24 protein-coding genes and 1 tRNA gene are annotated in these 21,180 nt (G+C 68.3%); 3 read left to right on the forward strand and 22 right to left on the reverse strand.

The genetic code is table 11. The features are described from left to right. Positions 1 to 23 precede the first annotated feature (23 nt). A tRNA-Leu gene (locus ACOGXD_RS02450) sits at positions 24 to 109 on the reverse strand. Between the two features lie 73 nt (positions 110 to 182). Beyond that, complete coding sequence (locus ACOGXD_RS02455) at positions 183 to 716, reverse strand: hypothetical protein (protein ID WP_419916347.1); 534 nt, start codon at positions 714 to 716, stop codon at positions 183 to 185. 104 nt (positions 717 to 820) lie between these two features. On the opposite strand from ACOGXD_RS02455, the gene ACOGXD_RS02460 reads away from it, so the two are divergent. Next, a complete protein-coding gene (locus tag ACOGXD_RS02460; RefSeq protein ID WP_419916348.1) occupies positions 821 to 1,780 on the forward strand; it encodes a PD-(D/E)XK nuclease family protein in 960 nt (319 codons plus the stop codon). Here ACOGXD_RS02460 and ACOGXD_RS02465 read toward each other — a convergent pair. The 14 genes from ACOGXD_RS02465 to ACOGXD_RS02530 all read right to left on the reverse strand — a co-directional run bounded on the left by ACOGXD_RS02465 (position 1,750) and on the right by ACOGXD_RS02530 (position 14,679). Continuing rightward, a complete protein-coding gene (locus ACOGXD_RS02465; RefSeq protein WP_419916349.1) occupies positions 1,750 to 2,388 on the reverse strand; it encodes a GNAT family N-acetyltransferase in 639 nt (212 codons plus the stop codon). The two genes, ACOGXD_RS02460 and ACOGXD_RS02465, sit on opposite strands and share 31 nt — an antisense overlap. 31 nt (positions 2,389 to 2,419) lie before the next feature. Continuing rightward, positions 2,420 to 3,508 carry an exopolyphosphatase gene (locus ACOGXD_RS02470; RefSeq protein WP_419916350.1) on the reverse strand — a complete coding sequence of 363 codons (1,089 nt, stop codon included), beginning with the start codon at positions 3,506 to 3,508 and terminating at the stop codon, positions 2,420 to 2,422. After that, positions 3,498 to 3,998: a DUF501 domain-containing protein gene (locus tag ACOGXD_RS02475; protein WP_419916351.1), complete on the reverse strand. Its 501-nt coding sequence runs from the start codon at positions 3,996 to 3,998 to the stop codon at positions 3,498 to 3,500. The genes ACOGXD_RS02470 and ACOGXD_RS02475 overlap by 11 nt, the downstream gene beginning before the upstream one ends. Positions 3,999 to 4,084: 86 nt before the next feature. Then, on the reverse strand, positions 4,085 to 4,774 hold the full coding sequence (locus ACOGXD_RS02480) for an SRPBCC family protein (RefSeq protein WP_419916352.1): 690 nt from the start codon (positions 4,772 to 4,774) through the stop codon (positions 4,085 to 4,087). Further along, positions 4,765 to 5,331: a nucleotidyltransferase family protein gene (locus tag ACOGXD_RS02485; RefSeq protein WP_419916353.1), complete on the reverse strand. Its 567-nt coding sequence runs from the start codon at positions 5,329 to 5,331 to the stop codon at positions 4,765 to 4,767. The genes ACOGXD_RS02480 and ACOGXD_RS02485 overlap by 10 nt, the downstream gene beginning before the upstream one ends. A gap of 30 nt (positions 5,332 to 5,361) precedes the next feature. Further along, positions 5,362 to 6,528: an acyl-CoA dehydrogenase family protein gene (locus ACOGXD_RS02490; RefSeq protein WP_419916354.1), complete on the reverse strand. Its 1,167-nt coding sequence runs from the start codon at positions 6,526 to 6,528 to the stop codon at positions 5,362 to 5,364. Between the two features lie 33 nt (positions 6,529 to 6,561). After that, a complete protein-coding gene (locus tag ACOGXD_RS02495) occupies positions 6,562 to 7,353 on the reverse strand; it encodes an XdhC family protein (RefSeq protein WP_419916355.1) in 792 nt (263 codons plus the stop codon). Next, a complete protein-coding gene (locus ACOGXD_RS02500; protein ID WP_419916356.1) occupies positions 7,350 to 7,667 on the reverse strand; it encodes an XdhC family protein in 318 nt (105 codons plus the stop codon). Before ACOGXD_RS02500 ends, ACOGXD_RS02495 begins: the two co-directional genes overlap by 4 nt. A 75-nt stretch (positions 7,668 to 7,742) precedes the next feature. Next, positions 7,743 to 8,912, reverse strand: coding sequence for a vWA domain-containing protein (locus ACOGXD_RS02505; RefSeq protein WP_419916357.1), 1,170 nt, complete (start codon positions 8,910 to 8,912; stop codon positions 7,743 to 7,745). A 14-nt stretch (positions 8,913 to 8,926) separates the two neighbouring features. Continuing rightward, on the reverse strand, positions 8,927 to 9,832 hold the full coding sequence (locus ACOGXD_RS02510; RefSeq protein WP_419916358.1) for an AAA family ATPase: 906 nt from the start codon (positions 9,830 to 9,832) through the stop codon (positions 8,927 to 8,929). Between the two features lie 25 nt (positions 9,833 to 9,857). Beyond that, positions 9,858 to 11,531: a hypothetical protein gene (locus ACOGXD_RS02515; RefSeq protein WP_419916359.1), complete on the reverse strand. Its 1,674-nt coding sequence runs from the start codon at positions 11,529 to 11,531 to the stop codon at positions 9,858 to 9,860. 134 nt (positions 11,532 to 11,665) lie between these two features. Further along, positions 11,666 to 12,493, reverse strand: coding sequence for an EamA family transporter (locus ACOGXD_RS02520; RefSeq protein WP_419916360.1), 828 nt, complete (start codon positions 12,491 to 12,493; stop codon positions 11,666 to 11,668). 74 nt (positions 12,494 to 12,567) lie between these two features. Further along, the gene (locus ACOGXD_RS02525) at positions 12,568 to 13,605 is read right to left on the reverse strand and encodes an aldo/keto reductase (protein WP_419916361.1); all 1,038 of its coding nucleotides are present in this window, start codon (positions 13,603 to 13,605) and stop codon (positions 12,568 to 12,570) included. 57 nt (positions 13,606 to 13,662) lie between these two features. Then, entirely contained in the window at positions 13,663 to 14,679 is a 1,017-nt protein-coding gene (locus ACOGXD_RS02530; RefSeq protein WP_419916362.1) for a fatty acid desaturase, read from the reverse strand. A gap of 250 nt (positions 14,680 to 14,929) precedes the next feature. Between ACOGXD_RS02530 and ACOGXD_RS02535 the strand changes: the two genes are divergently transcribed. Then, positions 14,930 to 15,673: an SDR family oxidoreductase gene (locus ACOGXD_RS02535; protein WP_419916363.1), complete on the forward strand. Its 744-nt coding sequence runs from the start codon at positions 14,930 to 14,932 to the stop codon at positions 15,671 to 15,673. Between the two features lie 60 nt (positions 15,674 to 15,733). Here ACOGXD_RS02535 and ACOGXD_RS02540 read toward each other — a convergent pair whose 3' ends face one another. Then, positions 15,734 to 16,561, reverse strand: a complete 828-nt coding sequence (locus tag ACOGXD_RS02540; protein ID WP_419916364.1) for an FAD binding domain-containing protein — start codon at positions 16,559 to 16,561, stop codon at positions 15,734 to 15,736. Positions 16,562 to 16,574: 13 nt separating this feature from the next. Continuing rightward, on the reverse strand, positions 16,575 to 17,084 hold the full coding sequence (locus ACOGXD_RS02545) for a (2Fe-2S)-binding protein (protein ID WP_419855646.1): 510 nt from the start codon (positions 17,082 to 17,084) through the stop codon (positions 16,575 to 16,577). 135 nt (positions 17,085 to 17,219) lie between these two features. Between ACOGXD_RS02545 and ACOGXD_RS02550 the strand changes: the two genes are divergently transcribed. After that, positions 17,220 to 17,807 carry a TetR/AcrR family transcriptional regulator gene (locus tag ACOGXD_RS02550; protein WP_419916365.1) on the forward strand — a complete coding sequence of 196 codons (588 nt, stop codon included), beginning with the start codon at positions 17,220 to 17,222 and terminating at the stop codon, positions 17,805 to 17,807. 6 nt (positions 17,808 to 17,813) lie between these two features. Here ACOGXD_RS02550 and ACOGXD_RS02555 read toward each other — a convergent pair whose 3' ends face one another. From ACOGXD_RS02555 to ACOGXD_RS02570, 4 genes are read right to left on the reverse strand one after another with little or no spacing between them, the layout of a single operon-like run. After that, the gene (locus ACOGXD_RS02555) at positions 17,814 to 18,215 is read right to left on the reverse strand and encodes an FtsB family cell division protein (RefSeq protein WP_419916366.1); all 402 of its coding nucleotides are present in this window, start codon (positions 18,213 to 18,215) and stop codon (positions 17,814 to 17,816) included. A gap of 44 nt (positions 18,216 to 18,259) precedes the next feature. Further along, positions 18,260 to 19,555: a phosphopyruvate hydratase gene (gene eno / locus ACOGXD_RS02560; RefSeq protein WP_419916367.1), complete on the reverse strand. Its 1,296-nt coding sequence runs from the start codon at positions 19,553 to 19,555 to the stop codon at positions 18,260 to 18,262. 31 nt (positions 19,556 to 19,586) lie between these two features. After that, entirely contained in the window at positions 19,587 to 20,072 is a 486-nt protein-coding gene (locus ACOGXD_RS02565) for a MazG nucleotide pyrophosphohydrolase domain-containing protein (RefSeq protein WP_419916368.1), read from the reverse strand. A gap of 21 nt (positions 20,073 to 20,093) precedes the next feature. Further along, on the reverse strand, positions 20,094 to 21,143 hold the full coding sequence (locus tag ACOGXD_RS02570; protein WP_419916369.1) for a hypothetical protein: 1,050 nt from the start codon (positions 21,141 to 21,143) through the stop codon (positions 20,094 to 20,096). Between the last annotated feature and the right edge of the window lie 37 nt (positions 21,144 to 21,180).

Genomic DNA, 21,180 nt, shown 5'->3' on the forward strand with positions numbered 1-21,180 from the left:
CACCGCGGCGCCGCTCGTCTGGGTGCCCGGGGCGGGATTCGAACCCGCACACTCCCGTGGGAGCCGAGGGGTTTAAGCCCTCTGCGTCTGCCAGTTCCGCCACCCGGGCCACTCGGCGTGTTCATCGCCTCCTCAGTGGTCATCATGCTCGCACGCCCGCCCGCACACGATGCACTGGGTTTCTAGGCGGCTTCATCCAAGGAGTACGGCTCTTGGGCCGTGCCCGGCTTGCAATGCCCGCTCTCGGAGGTCGTCGTACAGGGCCCTCCCCGGCCCGCAGCAGCAGCGGCGGCATCGTGGCTGCCTTCGATCTCGCGCCACAGCTCGTCTCGCACCGCAGCCGCTGCTGAGACATCCAACCGGTTGCACACCACGATGCCTTCGATGGCGTCGGCCACGACCGCTGCGAAGGGGCGGCCGCGCACCCGCACCGCAACCACGCTTTCGCCGTTACCGCTGCGCTGGATGGAGCGATCGAGCTGATCCGATCGCGGCGGGCTCTGGAAACTGGGCACGTGCAGGCCCATGTCGCGCGAGGCCGCAGCCAAGGCTCGCGCCGTCAGCACGAAGCGACCCGAGGGGTCGGCGTTCGAATCGCTGAGCACGCCGGCCGCGGCCGCCGATGAGCTGCCGGCCCGGTGCAATCGCCCGCGAGCCTGCGAGGCATCGACCAGCCGAAGCGCTGCGGGAGGGTGGGTGCGGGGTGTTGCTTGCATGTGCCCATCATCGCCAGGGGGTGTGACACCAATACGGAGGGTTACCGGTCCTGCAGTCGGGGTGTTGTCGAGGGCGAGCGCGGCGACGACCACAATGGACCCAGATGGCGAACACCGTCCGAGGATTGCTGCCTGCCCAGCAGGCCACGCTTGACGCGATCCGCACGCCCGCAGAGCACCGTCCCGCCTACCCGGCCGGCTTCGCCAACGAGCTGCGCAACGACGCAGAATCAGCGCTGAACAGGCTCGTCGATGCCGCTCGCAACATCGACAGCCGTGGGCTGTGGGTTGCCAAACGGGACCTTGCTGGCGTGTTCGGCTGCGAAGCCCGATACGTCGCCGATGCAGACATGCCGTTCGAATGGTCCGTGCCGACGGCACGCGGCACGGTGCTGCACAAGGCGGTCGAATTGTCGACCCATCGGCGCTTCGAACCCGAAGATGCTGTCGATGCCGCGCTCGAACGTCTCGTCGCCGACGACGACAACCTCGGCGGCTTCCTGGCCGAAGCATCGGACGGCGAGCGCGCCGATCTGACGGCCAACTGCGTCGCGCTGCTCGCACGCTTCGGCGAAACGTTCCCGCCGATGCAGCGTGCCTGGCGACCTGCCGCCGAGGTCCGCGCCCGTGCACGGCTGTGCGGCGGTGCGTTCGTGCTCAACGGCAAGTACGACCTCACACTCGGATCGCCTTCACCGCTGGGCGGGCCTGATCGCCTCCAACGCGCCGGCAAGGTCATCATCGACCTCAAGACCGGCTCACGCACGCCGACCGACCCGGAAGACCTGCGGTTCTACGCCCTCGTCGAGACGCTCTCCGTAGGCGTGCCGCCGCTGGGCGTCGGCTCGTTCTACGTCGCCGAAGGACGCATCGAGCACGAGACCGTGACTGCCGAGGTGCTGAACAGCGCGCTGCGCCGGACCATCGACGGCATCGGTCGACTCATCAGCTTGCGAACCGACAGGCGTGAGCCGCGGCGCGTGCCTGGCCCACCGTGCCGTTGGTGCCCGATCTCGGTCGATTGCGGGCCGGGTCAGGAGTGGCTGTCAGACCCCGACGACTGAGCGAAGCCGTCGCTGCGGGCAGCCCGGAGCCGCGCTCCCATCTGATCGCGGCCGGCCTGCCATTCCTCCAGCGTCAGGCCGAAGCGCTCGTGGTCTTCCCACACGCCGGCGATCTGGATATATCCCTGAGCGATTCCCTCGGAGCGCAGCCCCAGCTTCTCCACCACCCGGAGGCTGGCGGCGTTGCGCGGCATGATCGACACCTGCACCCGGTGCAAGCCGACCTGATCGAAGGCAAACCCGAACACAGCCAGCAGCCCTTCGGCGACCAGTCCCTTGCCGGCCAACCGTTCGTCGATCCAGTAGCCCACATGGGCGCTCTGGAATGCCCCACGTGCCACATGTGAGACATTGATCTCGCCGCAGAACCAGCCTTCGTGCCAGAGGCCGAAGTCGAACGCCGTGCCCAGTGAGCGCTCGCGTTCACGGACGCGGCAGCGATTGGCGAACGCCTGCGGGTCGCGCGACGGATCGGGCGCGCTCGCGGGCGGGCGAGGCTCCCACTTGGCCAGCCAGTCGCGGCACCGTGCCCGGACTTCATTCCACTGGGCGAAGTCTGACGGCACGAGCGGGCGAAGCTCGAGCCGCTCGGTGCGCAGGCGACTCACGCTGCGCACAGTACTGGCGCGCCGCCGGCGCTCACCGAGCGGCATCGGTGCCTCCCTCGCGGAGCTCGGCCGCCGGGCTGACCTGCGCCTCGCGGAGCTCGGCCGCCGGGCTGACCTGCGCCTCGCGGAGCTCGGCCGCTATGCCGTCGAGGAGATCGCGCTCACGGACGATGCACTCGTCAATGTCCCAGTGGCGCATGACCGCGACCAGGATGCAGCAGCCTCCCACGATCACGGGCGCCCGATCGATGTGCAGTCCCGGATTGTGGACACGGTCGGCCAGCCGCTCGGTGGCCAGCGTGCGGAAGACATCCTCGGCCGCAGCCCTAGTGAGCACGAATCCGTCGATGACCTCAGGATCGTAGGGATCGAGACCGATCTCGACCGCGGCCACCGTCGTAACGGTCCCGGCGACACCCACGAGCCGTGCCGCCGCGGCACCCCGCGCGATGACGGGATGATCACGGTCGATGTCGTCGAGGTGCAGGCGCGCCACCGAGATCGCCGAGCTCAATTCCTCGGGCCGGGGAGGATCCGATGGCAGGAACCTCTCCGTCCACCGCACCGAGCCCATATCGACGGAGGTCGCCGCATCCGGTCGGCCGCCAGCCGATGGCGTGCCGTAGGCGAACTCCGTCGATCCCCCGCCGATGTCGAGCACTAGCGCCGCGGGTCCGGCCGCCGGAGCTGGGGCTGTGGGCGCGCCGGGATCGGACGGTGCGCCGCGGCCGGCAACATCGGCCAAGCCGGTGGTGGCCCCTGCAAATCCATACGCGGCCTCGGCGTCGCCATCCAGCAGCTCGACGTCGGTGCCGAGCGCATCGCTCGCCCTCTGCAGGAACTCCGCACCGTTCGCGGCATCTCGCGCAGCACTGGTCGCGACAGCCCGCACCGCGATCGCCTGACGGTCTTCGATGATCTGGCGGTACTCCCCCAGCACGTCGACGACACGGCCGATGGCGTCGTCGCGGAGCCGACCTCCGGCATCGACGCCTCTACCGAGCCCGGTGATGCGCAGCAGCCGCTGTCCCAGCCCCGTGCCGTCGTCGATGAGCAGGCGCGTGGTGTTCGTGCCGCAGTCCACGACTGCAACCGGAGCTGGCGACGGCTCAACGGCCATGAGAGCCCGCCACGGATGCCGATTGAGTGGGTGCAGATGCGGTCGCAGCGCCTTCGACGGCCGATGACACGCCCATGTCGCCGAGCCGTGCCAGCACCCAATCACCGACGGGGTCATCGCCGCCCGCCAGCCGGTAGGCCAGGTGCGCGTGCAGGCACTTCACGCCTCGCGCCGTCCCCCCGATGCCCCCCGTCGGGCGCGGTCCGCGGTGATCGGCGGGCACCAGCGCGTCTCGTTCGGAGGCGTAGCGATCATGCGCCGCGGCGAGTGCCTCGGGAGCGACAGCCGCCTCAGCCGCCCGGACCCCGCCATCGCCCTCGAGCTGGGATACCCGCCGCCGCAGGTCGACGTCGACCAGCCAGTAGCGGGTGGGCATCGGGCGCCCGTCATCGAGCAGCGGAGCATTGGCGATCACCGCCGGCCGCCCGTCGTCGTGCGCGACGGCCACATCGAAAGCGCACTGGGGCGGGCGGCCGAGCAGGGCGGCCACCTCGTCGACTTGAGCGGGCGTCAGGGGTGCGCCCGGGGCGCAACGAACGAGCAACGCCCTACGAGGCTGAGCCGGTAGGCAAGCCCTCAGCCTTGGCGGCGCTTGCGCCTGCGGCGGCGATTGAACAGGAAGAACACCACCACCGCGAGCGGCGCCAAGATGCGCTTGAGCATGGGCCGGCCCGCTGTCTCGAGCAGGTCGACCGGTTCCGGCTCGGCCATCTCGATCTGGCGCGGACCTGACGAGTCTGACGCCTCGCCGGTCTCGTCTGACGCCTCAGCGTCATCCGCCGGAGCATCGTCCGCTGCGGCGTCGGCATCACTTTGGTCGCCGATCTCGGACAGCTTCTGTTCGAGCGAATCCACAAACTGACCTATGAGCTTCTCGGTGACGTCGGCCATCACGCCGCGGCCGAATTGCGCCACCTTGCCGGTGACTTTCAGGTCGGTGGCGATCGACACGACCGTGCCATCGCCGTCGGGCGTCATCTCGGCGGTCACCTCTGCGGCTGCGTTGCCCGCGCCGCGAGAGTCCCGTCCCGAAGCTTCCAGCACGATCCGGCGATTGGCCTCGTCGAGCTCGACGAACTTCGCGGCGCCCTTGTATTGCGCCGTGATCGGACCCACCTTGATCTTCACACCGCCCTTGAATTCATCGCCGTCGACCTCGGTGAGCTGCGCGCCTGGCATGCACGGCGCGATGAACTCGACATCGGTCAGCGTGCTCCACGCCTGCTCGACAGGTATGCCGACACGGAATTCACTCTTCAGCTCCATCGGCGCAGATCCTCCACGGTGTCGATGTCGTCAGGTGACCCTTCGCAGGCTACCGGCACCACGATTTCCGGAAATCGACGCATCACCGTCCGGGCGCCTTCGTCGCCGCCGTGCGGCAACAGCGGCCAGACCTCGCGCGCCAACCGGACCGGGTTCCCGCGCCGGCCGCCGTAGGTGCCGACCGCGACGGGGGCCGTACTGGCGGCGACGATCTGCCAAGCTGCCGATGTCACGAACGGCTGGTCGGCGAGCCCCACCACGATCGCGTCGTGGCCGTGCTGGGCGGCCCACGACGCAGCGCACCGGGCCGACGACGCAATGCCTGACTCCCAACCATCGTTTTCGATCGCGGCGATCTCGCCGCCGGCCGCTGCGAGCACCTCCGAGACATCCACTGCGCCGGTGACCACCGCGACGGCATCGAGCGACGCCCCCAGCAGCGACTCCAGAGCCCGGCTCACCACGCTCTGGCCGTCCATGACCGCCAGCAGCTTGTGCTGCGGGCCTGCGAACCGGGTCCCAGCGCCCGCTGCCAGCAGCACTCCCGCCGTTGACACTGGCCGCCAATCCTCAACCGATGAGTCCGGCTAGTACGAGCGAGGCAGGCCGAGCACCTTCGACGACACGAAGTTCATGACCATCTCCTGGCTGACCGGCGCAATCTTCATCAGCCTGGCCTCGCGCCAGTAACGCTCCACGTCGTATTCCTTGGCATAGCCGAAGCCGCCGTGGGTCTGCATGGCCCGGTCGGCGCACTCGAACGCCGCCTCCGACGCCAGATACTTGGCCAGATTGGCCTGCTCGCCGCAGCTCAAGCCGTTGTCGTAGCGCCACGATGCGTCGCGCACCACCAATTCGGCCGCGTGCAGGCGGGCGTGGCTGTCGGCCAGGGGGAAGGCGATGCCCTGATTCTGGCCGATCGGGCGGCCGAAGATCACCCGGCTCTTCGCGTACTCGGCGGCGCGACGCAGGGCGACCCGGCCGATCCCCAGAGCCTCTGCAGAGATCAGGATCCGCTCGGGATTGAGTCCGTCAAGGATGTAGCGGAAACCCTCGCCCTCCTCGCCGACGCGACGGTCCACCGGCACGCGCAGCCCGTCATAGCGGACCTCGCACGAGACCACGGCGTTGCGGCCCACCTTGGGGATCGGGGTGATGTCGACCGCCGGATCCTGCAGGTCGACCAGCAGCAGCGTCATGCCCTGGGTCGGGCCGTCGCACAGCTCCTTAGGCGTGGTGCGCACGAGCAGCAGGCAGACATCGCAGAAGGGCGCCTTGGTGGTCCACACCTTGGCCCCGGTGATCACGTACTCGTCGCCGTCACGCTCGGCTCGGGTGCGGATCGACGTGGTGTCGGTACCGGCGTCGGGCTCGGTGACGCCGAAGGCGGCGTGAATGGAGCCGTCGGCAACGCCCGGAAGGATCTCCTTGGCCAGTGTTTCCGAGCCGTACTTGCGCACTGGCTCCATGCCGAAGATCGACAGGTGGAGGGCCGAGCAGCCGTTCATGGCAGCGCCGCTGGCCGCCACCTCCTCCAGCACGATCGATGCCTCGGTGATGCCTTGGCCGCCGCCGCCGTACTCCTCCGGAATGGCGATGCCGACCCAGCCGCCCTCGGCCATGGCGTTGTAGAAGTCCCAGGGGAATTCGTGCTTCTCGTCGCGCTCGCGCCAGTACTCGTCGGGGAAATCTGCACAGACGCGCCGCACGCCCTCGCGGATCGCCTCGTGGTCCTCGTTCTGGGTGAAGTCCATCGCGCTGACGCTACCGGGCGACCGCTGCCGGGTTCAGTGGATGCGGCCTTCGCCGTCCTTGAGACGGGGAGCTTGACGGCCGGTGTGCGAGGCGATGATCTCGGCCACGATCGACACGGCCGTTTCCTCGGGCGTGCGGCCGCCGATGTCAAGGCCGATGGGTGCCATCACCCGTTCGAGATCTTCGTCGGTGACGCCGGCCTCGCGGAGGCGCTCGGTTCGCTTCTCGTGGGTGGTGCGGGAACCCATCGCTCCGAGGTAGCCGACGCGGGTGGGCAGGGCGCCAACGATGGCGGGCACGTCGAATTTGTGGTCGTGGGTGAGCACGCAGACGGCGTCGCGGGGACCCAGCTCGTCGCCGATGCGATCCAGCAGGCGATTGGGCCAGTCCACCACCACATCGTCGGCCATCGGGAAACGGCGCCTCGTAGCGAAGACCTCCCGGGCATCGCACACGGTGACCCGGTAGCCGAGCAGCTTGGCCTGCGAGGCGAGCGCCCGGGTGAAGTCGACAGCGCCGAAGATCACCATGTGCGGGCGCCGGGCGTGGCACTCCACGAACACGCTGAGGTCCATCTGACGAGCTTCTCCGTGCTGTCCGTAGTGGCGCACCTCGCTGATGCCCGCGTCCAGCATCCCCAAGGCGTCGCGCACCACCACCCGGTCGAGATCGGGGTCGCCGAGGGTGCCGAGGGCTGCCTCGCCAGGCTGCACGAGCAGTTTCGCGCCGGCGTCTGGGCCGTCGATGATCGTGGCGAGCGCGACGGGCTCCTCGGCGCGGATGGCATCCCGGAATGCCTCGTAGATGCCCGCGGCCTCGCTCACCAGTCGAGTTCCTCCACGAATAGGTGGATCGTGCCGCCGCAGGTCAGCCCGACGGCGAATGCCTCGTCGTCGCTGTAGCCGAAGGTGGTGATCCCTGGACCCCTCCGTCCGCCCAGCAGTTCGAGTGCCTCGCCGACCACAGCGCCCTCGACGCAGCCGCCCGAGACCGAGCCGGCGACTTCGCCCTCTTGGTTCACGGCCATCGCAGCACCTGGGTCGCGTGGCCCCGAGCCTTCGATGTCCACCACCCGCGCCACAGCCACTCGCTGGCCTACAGCCCGCCACCGGTCGATGTCATCCAAGATCTCGTCCATGTGCCCAGTCTCCCTCTTGACATTGTTGCGGCATCGGAGGGTCGTGCGTCGGGTGATCGTGCGGTTCGGCCAGTCTCAAGCCGCGATGGCTGCAGCCAGGTGTTCGAGCGAATCGAAGGAATGGCCCTCGATGAACTCGTCGACGTGCGGCAACGCTGCGGCCATGCCCCGGGCCAGCGGCGCGTAGCCAGGAGTGTGCTTCAGCGGATTGACCCAGACAAGCCGGTGGGTCACCAGGTGCAAGCGGGCCATCTGCTCGGCCAGCTCGTCAGGCGCCCCGCGGTCCCAGCCGTCCGAACAGATCACCACGATGGCCCCGCGCGCATGGCCCCGAACTCCCCAGCGATCGTTGAACTCGTGCAGCGTGGCGCCCAGCCGGGTGCCGCCCGACCAGTCCTGCACCACCTCGGCGGCTGACTTCAAGCCGGCATCGGGATCGCGGGAGGACAGCTCACGGGTGACCCGGGTGAGCCGGGTGCCGATCGTGAACGCCTCTACCCGGGTGCGGCCGACCACCGCGGCGTGGGCGAACCTCACCAGCGCCCGGGCGTAGGGCTCCATGGAACCCGACACGTCGAGCAGGAGCACCAAGCGGCGCGGTTTGCGGTCGCCCACCAGGAACTCGCGCCGGATGGCCTCGCCGCCCGTGCGCAAGGCACGGCGGATGGTGCGGCGCAAGTCCGGGCGCCGAGAGATGCGCTTGGCCCGCACGGCGCGCCGCGAACGCCGGGTGACCGCCTGGAAACGCAGCTCGCCCATCAGCGCGTGCAGTTCAGACAGCTCGCCATCGCTGCAGTCGGCGAAATCCTTGTGACGCAGTGTCTCGACGTCGCTGTAGCGGACACGCAGCGTCGGGCCGGCATCGGACTCGTCCCCGTCGCCCGACGGCGGCGCGCCGCTGTCGTCGTCGGTGTCGGTGGCGAGGGTCACCGAGATCGGCGGCAGCTCCACGACGATCCCGCTGGGCGCACGGCCTTCCCAGAACACCGCGAAGGCCCGGTCGTAGACACCGATGTCGGCGGGACTGCCCACCAGCGTTGCTCGGCCTGCCCAGTACACGTCCTCGCGGCCCCCAACCCCCAGCAGCCGCAGCGCTTCGGTGAATGCCATGACACGCCGGATCGTGACCACCAACCCCGCGCCACGCAGGATCGACGAGAAGGCTGAGGCCAGGCGCTCGGGTTCGTTGACGTGCTTGTCGGGCGCCGGCGTGGGAGCACCAAGATCCGTGCCGCTGGCGCCCACGGCCCGCTCGACTCCTAGGCCTCAGCGACGGCGGCCATGATCATCTCCATCCCGACCGACGTGACGCGTTGCTGATCCTCGCGATACTTCAGCACCGTTCCCAGCGTGGCTTCAAGCATGGGAGTGTCGAGTTCGGCCGCTCCGAGACGCCCCAGCGCCGTGGCCCAGTCGATGGTCTCGGCCACGCCGGGAGGCTTGTACAGCCGCATCTCGCGCATCACCGACACGGCAAAGGCCACTTGCCGTGCGAGCGCGCCGTCCACATCGGGCAGCTTGAGCTTGACGATCTCGACCTCACGGTCGACCGACGGGTGCGAGACCCAGTGGTACAGGCAGCGGCGCTTGAGCGCATCGTGCACGTCGCGGGTCCGGTTGGAGGTGACCACCACGAGCGGCGGCCGGGCCGCCGTGATCGTGCCCAGCTCGGGCACCGTGACCGTGAAGTCGGACAGCACCTCGAGCAGGAATGCCTCGAACTCGTCGTCCGCGCGGTCGACCTCGTCGATCAGCAGCACTGCGGGCGTGGCGTCGTCGTGGTCGATGGCCCGCAGCAGCGGCCGGCGGATCAGGAAGCGTTCCGAGTACAGCTCGTCCTCGATGGCCTCCGCGTCGGCCGCAGCGCGTCCCGCAGCCTCAGCCGTGCGCAGGTGAAGGAGCTGGCGGGTGTAGTCCCATTCGTAGAGCGCCTGAGCAGCGTCGATGCCCTCGTAGCACTGCAGGCGGATGAACTCCCCGCCGATCCAGGCCGCCAGCACCTTGGCCAGCTCGGTCTTGCCCACGCCCGCATCCCCCTCGAGGAACAACGGCCGACCCATCGTGACCGAGAGGTACACCACCGTCGACAGCCCCTCGTCGGGCAGGTAGCCGTGCTCGGTCAGCGCCGCCGAGACATCAGCAGTGGTACTGGGCGCTGTGAACACAGCGGCCAAGGTTACGGCTTGGCGTTCATCCGGACGCAGTGGTATCCAACCGGCAGAAGCAGGACGCAGTGATGGGCACGTCTGCCCGCGCGATGGCGAGATCGAGGCGCTGGCGGATCAGCGGTTCCTCCACTGTTTCCCCTCGCCGCACGAGGCACTCGTGCAGCCCGTGCAGGCTCCAGACGTTGTCGGGATGCTGGCAGGGTCGGCGCAGCTGGTCGTCCAGGCCCAAGTCGGCCCGGTACAGCGCCTCGGCCTCGTCGAACTGGCCCTGTTCCGACAGCAACGCGGCCAGTGCATGGCGTGTCGGCTGCATCCAGCCCCAGGGCTCGTCATAAGGCAGGTTGTCGTCGAGCTCCACCGCGTGGCGGAGATGGTCGAACGCGGCATCGAAGTTGCCGCAGCGGTACTCCACCTCGCCGTTCAGCATGGCCTCGGCCACGGTCAGGATGTCCAGGCCGGTGTTGTTGAACAGCGTGCGGCTCGGCAGCACCTGAGCCTTGGCGGCCAGGAATGCCTCGCGTTCGGCCAACGCTTCGTCGACCTGGCTCAGCGAGGCGTAGGCCACGATGCGTGCGTACAGCATCATGGCCGTGGTGACGCAATAGAACTGCTGGTCGAAGGGCAGGTGCTGGTCGAGGATCTCGTGCCACTTGCCGAAGCGCACGAACACGTGCTGCTTGACCGCCACGAACCCTTCCAGCCAGTCGGCCATGGGCGGCGAGCCGGTTCGCAGCAGTTCCTCGGGCAGCGTGCGGTTCATCTCTTCGGCCGCCGCGAGGGCAGGGGCGTACTGGCCGGCCAGCATCGCGCCGTACACCTTGAAGTGATAGTCGTGGCAGCGGTAGGCGGAATAGAAGTTCATCGGACCCTTGAGGTCCAGGTACTTCCGATCGGCCGCGATGGCGGCCGAGTTGCGGGTGACGACGTTGTGGTAGTGGCCGCACAGCACGTCGATATGGGTCGGCATGTGCACCAGGTGCCCTGCGTCGGGCGCCAGGTCGACCAGCCGGTCGCCGGCTGCCAACGCCCGCTCCGGGTGCGGCGACATCTCCATGAGATGGATGTACATGTGCAGCAAGCCCAGATGGCTGTTGGCGCCCTCGGCGTCGAGCGTCTCGAAGGCAATCTCCAGCACATCGACCGCTTCGAGCGTGCCCGCGCCCTCCGCCGGTTCGCCGGTGACCAAGTCCCACAGTTCCCAGGGGGTGCGGTTCATGATCGCCTCGGCGAACAGGGAGCAGACATCGAGGTGGTCGCTGGCGGACCGGTAGACCTCGCGCATTGCGTCCGCGTAGGCGTCGTTCCAACGTCGGAAGTCGTCTTCGTCGGGTACTTCGGGGTGAGACGGGTAGCGGTACGCCAGCGCACCGATCAACGCACGTTCGATATCACCGGTGCCTGCTGCAGCAGACGCAGCTGCCGCTGCCTCGGTTCGGGCCCGTTGCAGCGAGGTGCGCAGATCGTCCTCATCGAAGTCTTCCCACGGCTTGTTGTAGTTCGGGCCGATGGCGTACGCGATGCCCCAGTGCGCCATGGCGAAGCTGACGTCGTGCAGCAGCGCACGCTCGAAGCAGGCGATCGCCTCTTCATGATGGAAGCCGTAGCACCACGCCATGCCGCGGTCGAACCAGAGCTGGGCTTCGGCGTCAGACGTCGTGACCGGCCAGCGATACGAGCCCAGATCGAAGTACGCCATCGCGGTGTTCCGAATCCCCCTGGCCGTCCGGCAGTTCCCCAATTGCCCAGTATCTCTCACGAATTCGGCAAGAGTCATGAGGATCGTTCAATTCGCAGATGCGGGCACGTGCAGGACTCGACCGCCTGCCGTGCTCAGCCCACAGCGATCATCGACGTGCCGGCCAGCGCTGCAGCGATGCCGATGCCCTGCCACCAGCGCAGCGTGTCGTCATCGAAGAGCACCGCCAAGGCAATCGTCACCACCGGATAGAGCGAAGCTGCCACGGCCACCTCGCTGAGCGGGCCCCGTTGCAGCCCAGCGATGAATGCGCCCATGCCGGCCCCGCCGGCGACTCCCCCCGCGAAACCGGCGAGACGCAGCGATGGAGGCAGAATCTGGGGTATCCGCCGGACCCTGGTCACCGCCAGCATGCACGCCAGCGCCGCCGTCCGCTGGGTGACCGCCGGCCACATGCCGCTGTCGAGACTGGTCTCGCCCAACAGCACCGTGGCTGTTGCGAAGGAAACTCCCGCCAGCAGTGCGAAGGCGATGCCGCGCCCGATGTCTCCGCGCAAGTCCGGCACGATGACCGCGGCCAGCAGCCCGGCGATGGTCACGGCGATGCCTGCGGCCACCACCGGCGAGGGCCGCTCGCCGGCCGCGAGCCCGTACGCCAGCGGCCCCAGCGCAGTGGAGGCGGCGACCACCGGCGAGGCGATCGCGGCCGACGACACGGCCATGCTGTGCCACATCGCCGAGAGCGCGAACGCCATCAGAACTCCCGAAGCAGCCCCGAGCGCGAGGGCCGCGCCGCCGGGTGAGCTCGGCACCAGCAACAGCAGCACCACGGTCACGACCAGGCCGCCCATGAATGCTGTGCCGACTGCGGTCATGGCCCGCGCGCGCCGGCTGCAGTAGCGACCGAAGTAGTCGGATACGCCGATCAGGACCGACGCAGCAGCGCCCAGCAGCACCGGCATGCGAATCGCACGCTAGTGGTGCGTCTGGCTCTGCCTTGCGGCCGCCGCGGAGCGACGTCGGAGCGCTTTCGGTCTCAGCTGGTGCCGAGCGAGAGCAGGTTGTCGACGGGCTGGTAGAGCTCTTCCAGGTAGGCCGTGTCGTCGGCGCTGAGCTCGATGGTGGTGGCCTCGACGAGCTGGTCGAGCTGGCTGATCTTGGACACGCCGACCACTGGCGCTGTGATCTCGGGCTTGTTGGTGAGCCACGCCAGCGCGATCTGGGCGGGGCGCACATCGAGTCGCTCGGCCACCTCGGACACCCGCGCAGCGATGTCGAAGTCGCGCTCGCCCAGGTAGAGGCTTTCCGTGCGGGCACGGTCCTGGCCCTTGGAGCGATCAGTGGTGCCGGCGTCGAGACTGCCCTGGTAGGACCCGGTGAGAATGCCCCGCGCCAATGGCGACCACGGTGTGAGCGCCACCCCGGTGCGTGTGCAGTACGGATTCATCTCCCGCTCTTCCTCGCGGTAGATGAGGTTGTAGTGATTCTGCATCGACACGAACTTGGTCCAGCCGCGCATCTCGGCAGTGAGCTGCAGCTCAGCAAATTGCCAGGCGAACATCGACGAGCCGCCGAGGTACAGCGCCTTGCCCGCCTTGACCACATCGTGCAGCGCTTCCAGCGACTCGACGATGGGCGTTTCCGAACTGCCGGGGATGCCGTGCGGGTGGCGGTGGATGATCAGCTGGTCCACGTAGTCGACACCGAGGCGGCGCAGCGAGTTGTCGACCCCCTCCATGATGTGCTTGCGACTCAGGCCGCCCTCGTTGGGATTGCGCCCCATGGGAATCGAGACTTTTGTCGTCAGCACGTACTGCTCACGCGGCAGCAGCTCGCGCAGGATCTGGCCCACCACCTCTTCGGACGCCCCCACCCCGTAGATGTCGGCGCAGTCGAAGTAGTACAGGCCGCGCTCGATGGCGGCCTCGAAGATGGGGCGAGCCTGCTCGACACCCAAGGTCCAGTCGCCCTGGTGGCCCCGCCCGGGCACACCGAAGTTCATGGTCCCCAAGCAGAGCTCCGACACCTGGAGACCGCAGTTCGAACCGAGCTGAGTGGATTTCAGTCGCGACATGGACCCGAAACGTATTCGACGGCGGCCCTGGCCCGTCGGCCTGTCTCCGCCGGTGCTTCAGGACTGCTGCAACGCAGGCTCTGGTGACCCTGCGGCGAGCGCCCGCCAGAGCGAGCGGTAGGTCGGCCACGAGGCGTCGGCAGGCAGGTAGCCGTCTTCGATCAGAGCAGTGTTCAGCCGGCGCAGGTTGCGGGCCGGCACGCCCGAATCGACATGGTGCGCCAGGTGGTAGCCGACGTGGTATGGCACGAACAGCACCCGGGCCAGCCGGCTCTGGCGGATGTGATGCGTCGTGTTTCGACGGTCGGGGGTGCGGGTCATACCGCCGTGCTCAGCAATGGCCCGCAGCCGGTTGATGATCTGATACCAGGTGAAGAAAGGCACCGCCCACAAGAACAGGTACAGCCATGGGTGCCCTGCGAGCCAGAACGCTGCGAACACCATCGCCTGACCGGCGAAGAAACGCAGGCTGAGCGGCAGGAACTTGAGCTTGGCCAAGCCGGTGAACCGGGGCTTGACGATGCGCCATGCCGACACGCCCACCGCATCCCGCACGAACTTCCGACGGAGCGACCGCCAGGCGATCGGGTAGAACGAATACAGCAGGAAGTCGGGCTCGCGGGGGCCGAATTCGTCGCGGTGGTGGTTGGCGTGGCCGCGGCGGTAGTGGTGTGCGCCGGTGCCGAACGGGAACCAGCCCACGAGGTTGATCCCGATGCGGTCGTTCAGCCAGCGATTCGAGAACAGCAGCCGGTGCGCCGCCTCATGGTGGAGCACGAACATCCGCAGCTGCAGCGTGCCGATGATGGGCACTGCCGCGACCACAGCAAGCCAGTGCCCGATGGCAATCACTGCGGCGATCACCGCCACCGGCGCCGCCAGCGTGGCGATGACCTCGATCGCGTTGATGACGTCGGGAATGCGCCGCAGCTCAGCCCGAAACTCCGGCCGCGGCCGGCCGTCGGGCCGCAGGCGGTCCGAGCCCTCGAACCGGGGCAGATCGGGGCGCGTCATGCCACCGGTCATCTTCGCCACAAGCTCGTCGTGCGTCGGCGGCGCAGCAGCAGCGCTCACGCTTCGATGCTACGACCCACGAGGGCTGTGCAGGGGCTGGTGTGCCCGCGCGCAGTTATGAAGCGCCCCTCCCACCCCCAACCTGCGCACGAAGCGCTTCATCTGTTTGAAGCACGGGTGCGCCAGCCCCTGCACAGCCCGGGCCGCACACGCGGCAAGCGGCTATGCAACGCCAGTCGGCCGTTGGCTACGGTTCCGGGCGACCACACACCGGCTCTTGCGGAAGCCGGTTGAGACAGGGGAAGAAGCGATGGACCTGGGTATCTCAGGACGCACTGCAGCAGTTGCTGCCGGCTCAGCAGGGTTGGGGCTCGGATCGGCCAAGGCACTCGCAGCCGAGGGCGTGCGAGTGGCCATCTGCGGCCGGGACCCCGAACGGTTGGCGGCAGCCGCCGCGCAGATCGACGGCGAGGTGCTCTCGATCACTGCCGATCTGGGCAACCCCGATGAAGGTCGCAGCTTCGTCGAGCAGGCCATCGAAGGTCTCGGCTCGGTCGACATTCTTGTCACCAACGCAGGCGGCCCGCCTCCGGGCATGTTCGAGAGCACCGAGATCGACGCCTACCAGATGGCCTTCGACATGAACTGCAAGGCCATGATCGAGATGTGCCGGGTGGCCGTCCCGCCGATGCGCGAGCGCGGCTGGGGCCGGGTGTGCGCCATCACCAGCGTCGGCGTCAAGCAGCCGATCCCGTTCCTGCTTGCCAGCTCCGTTGCACGGGCCGGTCTCACCAGCTTCCTCAAAATCACCGCCCGCGAGGTCGCAGGCGATGGCGTGACCGTCAACTCCGCCCAGCCCGGCACCCACTGGACCGACCGGGTCGCCAAGATGATGGACCGCGAGCAGGCAGGCCAGAGCAACCCGATGGGCATCTGCGGCGAGTCGGACGACTTCGGCGCTGCAGTGGCATTCCTCTGCAGCGAGCAGGCCAAGTTCATCACCGGCACTGGTCTGCTCATCGACGGTGGCCAAGCCACCGGTCTGCTGGACTGACAGCGCTTTGCCGAGCCGCGTTCGGGCGGCTGCCCGACGGGTTCCCGCCTGAGCGCCGATCTAGGAAACGCCGGCCGCTTCGAGTGCCCGGCGGGTGAGCACCCGGGCGAGGTGGTTGCGGTAGTCGGGCGTGGCGTTCAGATCCGTGGGGGCGTCTGTGCCCTCGGCAGCCTGCTCGGCAGCGTCAGCCGCCGAGGCCCCGCCTGCGAGCGCGTTCTCCACCGCGCTGGCACGCAGCGGCACTGAGCCCATGTTCACGAGCGCCACGTTCGTGCCGCCGTTGACGGTCACCGCGGCGGCACCGACGATCGCCCAGTCCTGGGCCCGCCGGTTGAACTTCTGGTAGTTCCAGCCCGCGCCGGGGGCCTTCGGGACCCGGATCTCGGTCAGCATCTCGTCGTCGGCCAGCGCCGATTCGAAGTAGCCGGTGAAGAAATCGCCGGCAGCTATCTCGCGGCTCCCGTTCGGGCCCTGTGCAACGAGTGTGCCGCCAAGTGCCAGCACGGCTGCCGGCAAGTCAGACGCCGGGTCGGAGTGGGCCAGCGAGCCGCCGATGGTGCCGCGGTGGCGCACCTGCGGGTCGCCCACCTCGCCGGCCACATGGCCCAGCAGGGGGCACTCGGCAGCCAGCAGGTCGCTGGTCTCGAGCGCACGGTGGCGGGTGAGCGCACCGACAGCGATGTGATCACCGCCGTCAGTGATGTAGCTGAGATCGCTGACGCGGCCGATGTCCACGAGCACGCTGGGCACCGCCAAGCGCAGCTTCATCATCGGCAGCAGCGAATGGCCGCCGGCCAGCAGCTTGGCCTCGTCACCATGCTCGCCGAGCAGTGCGATGGCCTCCTCCGCGGAGCCGGCCCGTACGTAGTCGAATGCTGCAGGAATCATTGCTGCGCTCCCCTCAGGCCGCTGTCTCGCCGGCCGCGCAGGCCAGCACCGACTTGACGATGTTGTGATACCCCGTGCAGCGGCACAGGTTCCCCTCCAGTCCCAAGCGGACGTCTCGCTCGGACGGGTCGGGGTTCTCCTCGAGCAGCGACACCGCCGCCATGACCATGCCGGGAGTGCAGTAGCCGCACTGCAGGCCGTGGTTCTGGCGGAAGGCCTCCTGCATCGGGTGCAGCTCGTCTTCCGACGGCGCCAAGCCCTCGATGGTCAGGATGTCCTCGCCGTCAGCCTGCACCGCCAGCATCGTGCACGACTTCACCGATTCGCCGTTCACATGCACTGTGCAGGCGCCGCACGAGGACGTATCGCAGCCGATGTTCGTGCCTGTCAGCCGCAGATCGTCCCGCAGCCAGTACACGAGCAGCGTGCGCGGCTCGACATCGCCAGTACGAGTCTCGCCGTTCACCGTGACGCTGATCTCCACTATGACCTCTCCCGTCTCGTCGGCCTCGGGGCCGAGCATATTGTTCCGCGGCCGTGAGGCCGGGCGGCGTTGCACGCGGCCGCGAGGGCCGAGCGCGCACCATCATGCACCATGCGGCAGCTACGCGCAGACACGAGGACAAGCGGCCTGCAAGCGCAGCAGTAGTTTGACGATGTGGCCGGTGAAGGGGCCATAGCGAGTACTGACAGCACGCCCGAACGCGCAAGCGAACCGGTGCCGCCGGACACGCATGACTCGATTCTGCGGCGGGCACGTGACCTGTTCGCCCGGCAGGGTTACCGCGGCACGTCGATCCGGCAGCTCACCTCAGGACTCGGCCTCACGCCGGCAGCGCTCTACTACCACTTCACCGGAAAGGAAGACGTGCTCGCCGGGGTCTTGGCGCCGATGGAGCGCGACGGCGAGACCATCATCGCAAGGATGGCCGATTTGGAGCCGACGCCGGAAGCCCTGCGGGAGGTGCTCGATCGCTACTTCGACCTGCTCGCCCGCGACATTGTGGCGTTCCGCCTCGTCGCCGACGACGTCGATGTCCAGCAGAGCGCGGTGGGCCAGCGGTTGCGGGCCCAAGCCAGAGACCTCTTTGCGTGGCTTACCGGCTCTTCTCCTGAGGTCGAGGATCGGATCCGTGCGGCAGCCGCTGTGGGCACCATTCGCCTCTCGCTGGAACAGAGCGGCGTGGAGCCCGACACTCACCGTGATGCGATTATCGGGCGGGCCCTGCAGATCATGACCGACTAGCGGCCGTCAACCCTCGCCGTCGCCGAGCAGGTGGGCCACACCGGGCAGAGGCCACGCCGGGGGCAGCGTGATCACGTCGGCAGGATCAACATTGAGGCGATACAGGGTGTCGCCCTCGCGTACCAGTGAGAGCTGCTCACGCGCTATGCGTTCCACCACCACGGGATCCTTGGCCTCGGCCACCTGAACAGCCAGGTGGGAGGTCTCCGCTTGCAGCCTTTCGAGCGTGTCAGCGGCGTGGTCGATGCTGCGCCGCTGAGACGTCAGCGACTGCCAGGGAAACAGCAGCACGGCCAGCAGGCCGATTGCGCTCACCACGATCACCAAGCCGACGAGCACCGCCAGGGGTCGGGGCCGACCCTGCCGGCGGCGGGTCTGCGTCGGCATGTCTGCCGGCTCGGTGCTCATGGATTCGAGGAGTTCATGGGCGCTGTGCCTGTGGGCAACGGGGCTTATGGGTCGCGGGCAAGTGAGCTGCCGCCCCGGTACGCAGCATCTTCGCCGAGCTCTTCCTCGATGCGCAGCAGCCGGTTGTACTTGGCGACACGATCGGAGCGCGCCGGCGCACCGGTCTTGATCTGCCCGCAGTTGGTGGCAACAGCAAGGTCGGCGATGGTGGTGTCCTCGGTCTCGCCTGAGCGGTGCGACATGACCGCGGTGTAGCCGGAACGTCCTGCCAACTCGACGGCGTCGAGCGTCTCGGTGAGCGTGCCGATCTGGTTCACCTTCACCAGCACGCTGTTGGCGACGCCGGCAGCAATGCCGCGCCCCAGCCGCTCGATATTGGTGACGAAGAGGTCATCGCCGACGAGCTGGACCTGCTCGCCGACCAGGTCGCCGAGCGTCGACCAGCCGTCCCAGTCATCCTCGGCCATGCCGTCTTCGACGGAGCGGATCGGGTAGCGCTCGCACAGGTCGGCCAGGTATCCCGCGAATCCGGCAGCGTCGAGCTGACGGCCTTCGCCTGCCAGGGTGTACATGCCGTCGGCGTAGAACTCGGTGGAGGCCACGTCGAGAGCGAGTGCCATGTCGACACCGGGCTCGAAGCCGGCTTCGCTGATCGCTTCGATCAGCAACGCGAGCGCCGCCTCGTTGGATTCCAGGTCGGGAGCGAACCCGCCTTCGTCGCCGACGGCAGTCGACAGCCCACGCGAACGCAGAACGCCGCGCAGCACGTGATACGTCTCGGTACCCCACCGCAGCGCTTCGGAGTATGACGCCGCACCGACCGGGACGATCATGAACTCCTGGAGATCCACGTTGTTGTCGGCGTGCTCACCGCCGTTGATGACATTCATCATCGGCGTGGGCAGCACATGTGCATTGGCGCCGCCGACGTGGCGGTAGAGCGGCAGACCCAGTGCCGCTGCCGCCGCATGTGCGGTAGCCAGGGAGGCGGCCAGCACGGCGTTCGCGCCCAGGCGGGCCTTGTTCATCGTGGCGTCGAGCTCGATCAGCGTGTAGTCAACCGATCGCTGATCCACCGCATCACGACCGACCAGCGCGTCAGCGATCTGACCGTTCACATGCCCCACGGCCACGGCGACTCCCTTGCCGCCGTATCGCTGGCCGCCGTCTCGCAACTCGACGGCCTCGAATTGTCCCGTCGAGGCACCTGAGGGCACGATGGCGCGGCCCACGGCGCCGCCTGCGGTGTGCACCTCGGCCTCGGTCGTGGGATTGCCACGAGAATCGAGGACTTCGCGGCCGGTCACCTGGACGATCTGCGTGGACGCGCGCGCTGTCACGCATAGCGAGAGTACCGAAGGGCGGCGCCGGCTAGTTCGTGCGCGCTCTGCGCGCGGCAATGCGCTGTGCCCGGGCCTCACGCTCGGCGGCCTTGATGGCTTCCCATTGCACCGACAGCTCGTCATCACTGGGCTCGGGCGCATCCGGATCGCGCTCGAACACGTGGGGATGGCGGCGCAGCATCTTGGCCTCGACGGTCTCGAGCACCTCAGCCAAGGTGAACGTTCCCGCCTGCTCGCCGATCGCAGCATTCATCATCACCTGCAGCAGCACATCGCCCAGCTCTTCGACGAGATCCTCGATCGCTGTGGCCGACTCGGCCGTGTCGCCCGACCGCGCGTCGTCGGCTGCCTGCAATGCCTCGGCCAGCTCCGAGGCTTCGTCGAGTGCGTACGGAGCGAGCGTGGCGTGCGTCTGCACCCGGTCCCACGGGCAATCCCGCCGCAGCCTGGCGATGACTTCGTGAAGCGAGACGAGCCGGCGCCCCAGATCCACAGGGCTGCGCTCAGTGGCCACGACGACCACTGCGCAAGCGGCTCACGGCAGGACCGGCAACGAGACCCGCAGGTTGCCGGCGATCCACGCGCCGAGCGCCGGGGCGACGCTCACCTCGTGGGCTGACATGGCCTCCGTCAGCACGTGACCCGCAAACGGGCCGATCGACGAGAGATCGGTGGCGTCGGTGCGCAGCGAGTCCACACGCAGCACCACCCACAGCTCACCCGTCGGGCTTGCTGCAGACGGCAGCAGCAGCGGCGCGGTCAGCTCGCCAGGCTCCAGTTCGAGCAGCGCCAGCGCGAGCTCGCCGCCGCCGAACAGATCGAAGGGCTGGCCGCAGCCGATGGTGCCGTCGGCCTCGGTGAGGCCGGGCAGATTGACCGCAGAAGCGACATCGCCAAGGGGCTCACCGGCCTGCACGCGGTCGGACGCCGCAACGGCATCGGCTTCGGAGGTCACAGCCAGCGCACTCACACAGTGGGGCGTCGCCAGCCGCTCGATGCTGGGGTCGTCTTCGATGGCGCGCTGCTGAGCGAACTCCTCGAAGGGGCCCTCAAGGTGAGCCTGCACCTGCGCATTGATCTCTGCGTCGGTGAGGCTGATGTCGACCGGGAAGCCCAATTCGTCCAGCGCGACGCCGGCGAGGCGCAGCTGAATCATCGACGTGAGCCGCGACACGAATTCCTCGTGCGTCGGGTTCTCCGGGTCGTCCATGAGCGTGACAGGTGACTCGACGATGTTGGCTCGCACATCACCGATGAGGATCTGACCGCCCGGGAAGCTCGCCGCGACAGCGTCAGCGTCGGCGAGCAGCGCCCGGTATGCGGCTTCCTGAGCTGCGCGCGCTGCGTCACGCTCGGCGCGCTCGGCGTCCTCCTGTGCTTGCCGCTCGGCTTCGGTGGCGGCAGCCTGCGCCGCCTCTCGTGACACGACGCCGTCGCCGTCGGTGTCGAGCTCGGCAATGAGCTCGGCATCGGGCTCAGGTTCGAGCCCTGTGTGGATCGTGACGACGTTGCCGTCGTCCGCGCATGCGAACGTCAGCAATGCCACCAGCGCCAGCGGAGCCAGCAGCGCAGCTCGTCGAGACATGGAACTCCCCCTGGCACGCACTGCGGGCAGGCTAGGT

The sequence above is a fragment of the Candidatus Poriferisodalis sp. genome (assembly GCF_965204125.1).
Taxonomy (GTDB): domain Bacteria; phylum Actinomycetota; class Acidimicrobiia; order Acidimicrobiales; family Poriferisodalaceae; genus Poriferisodalis.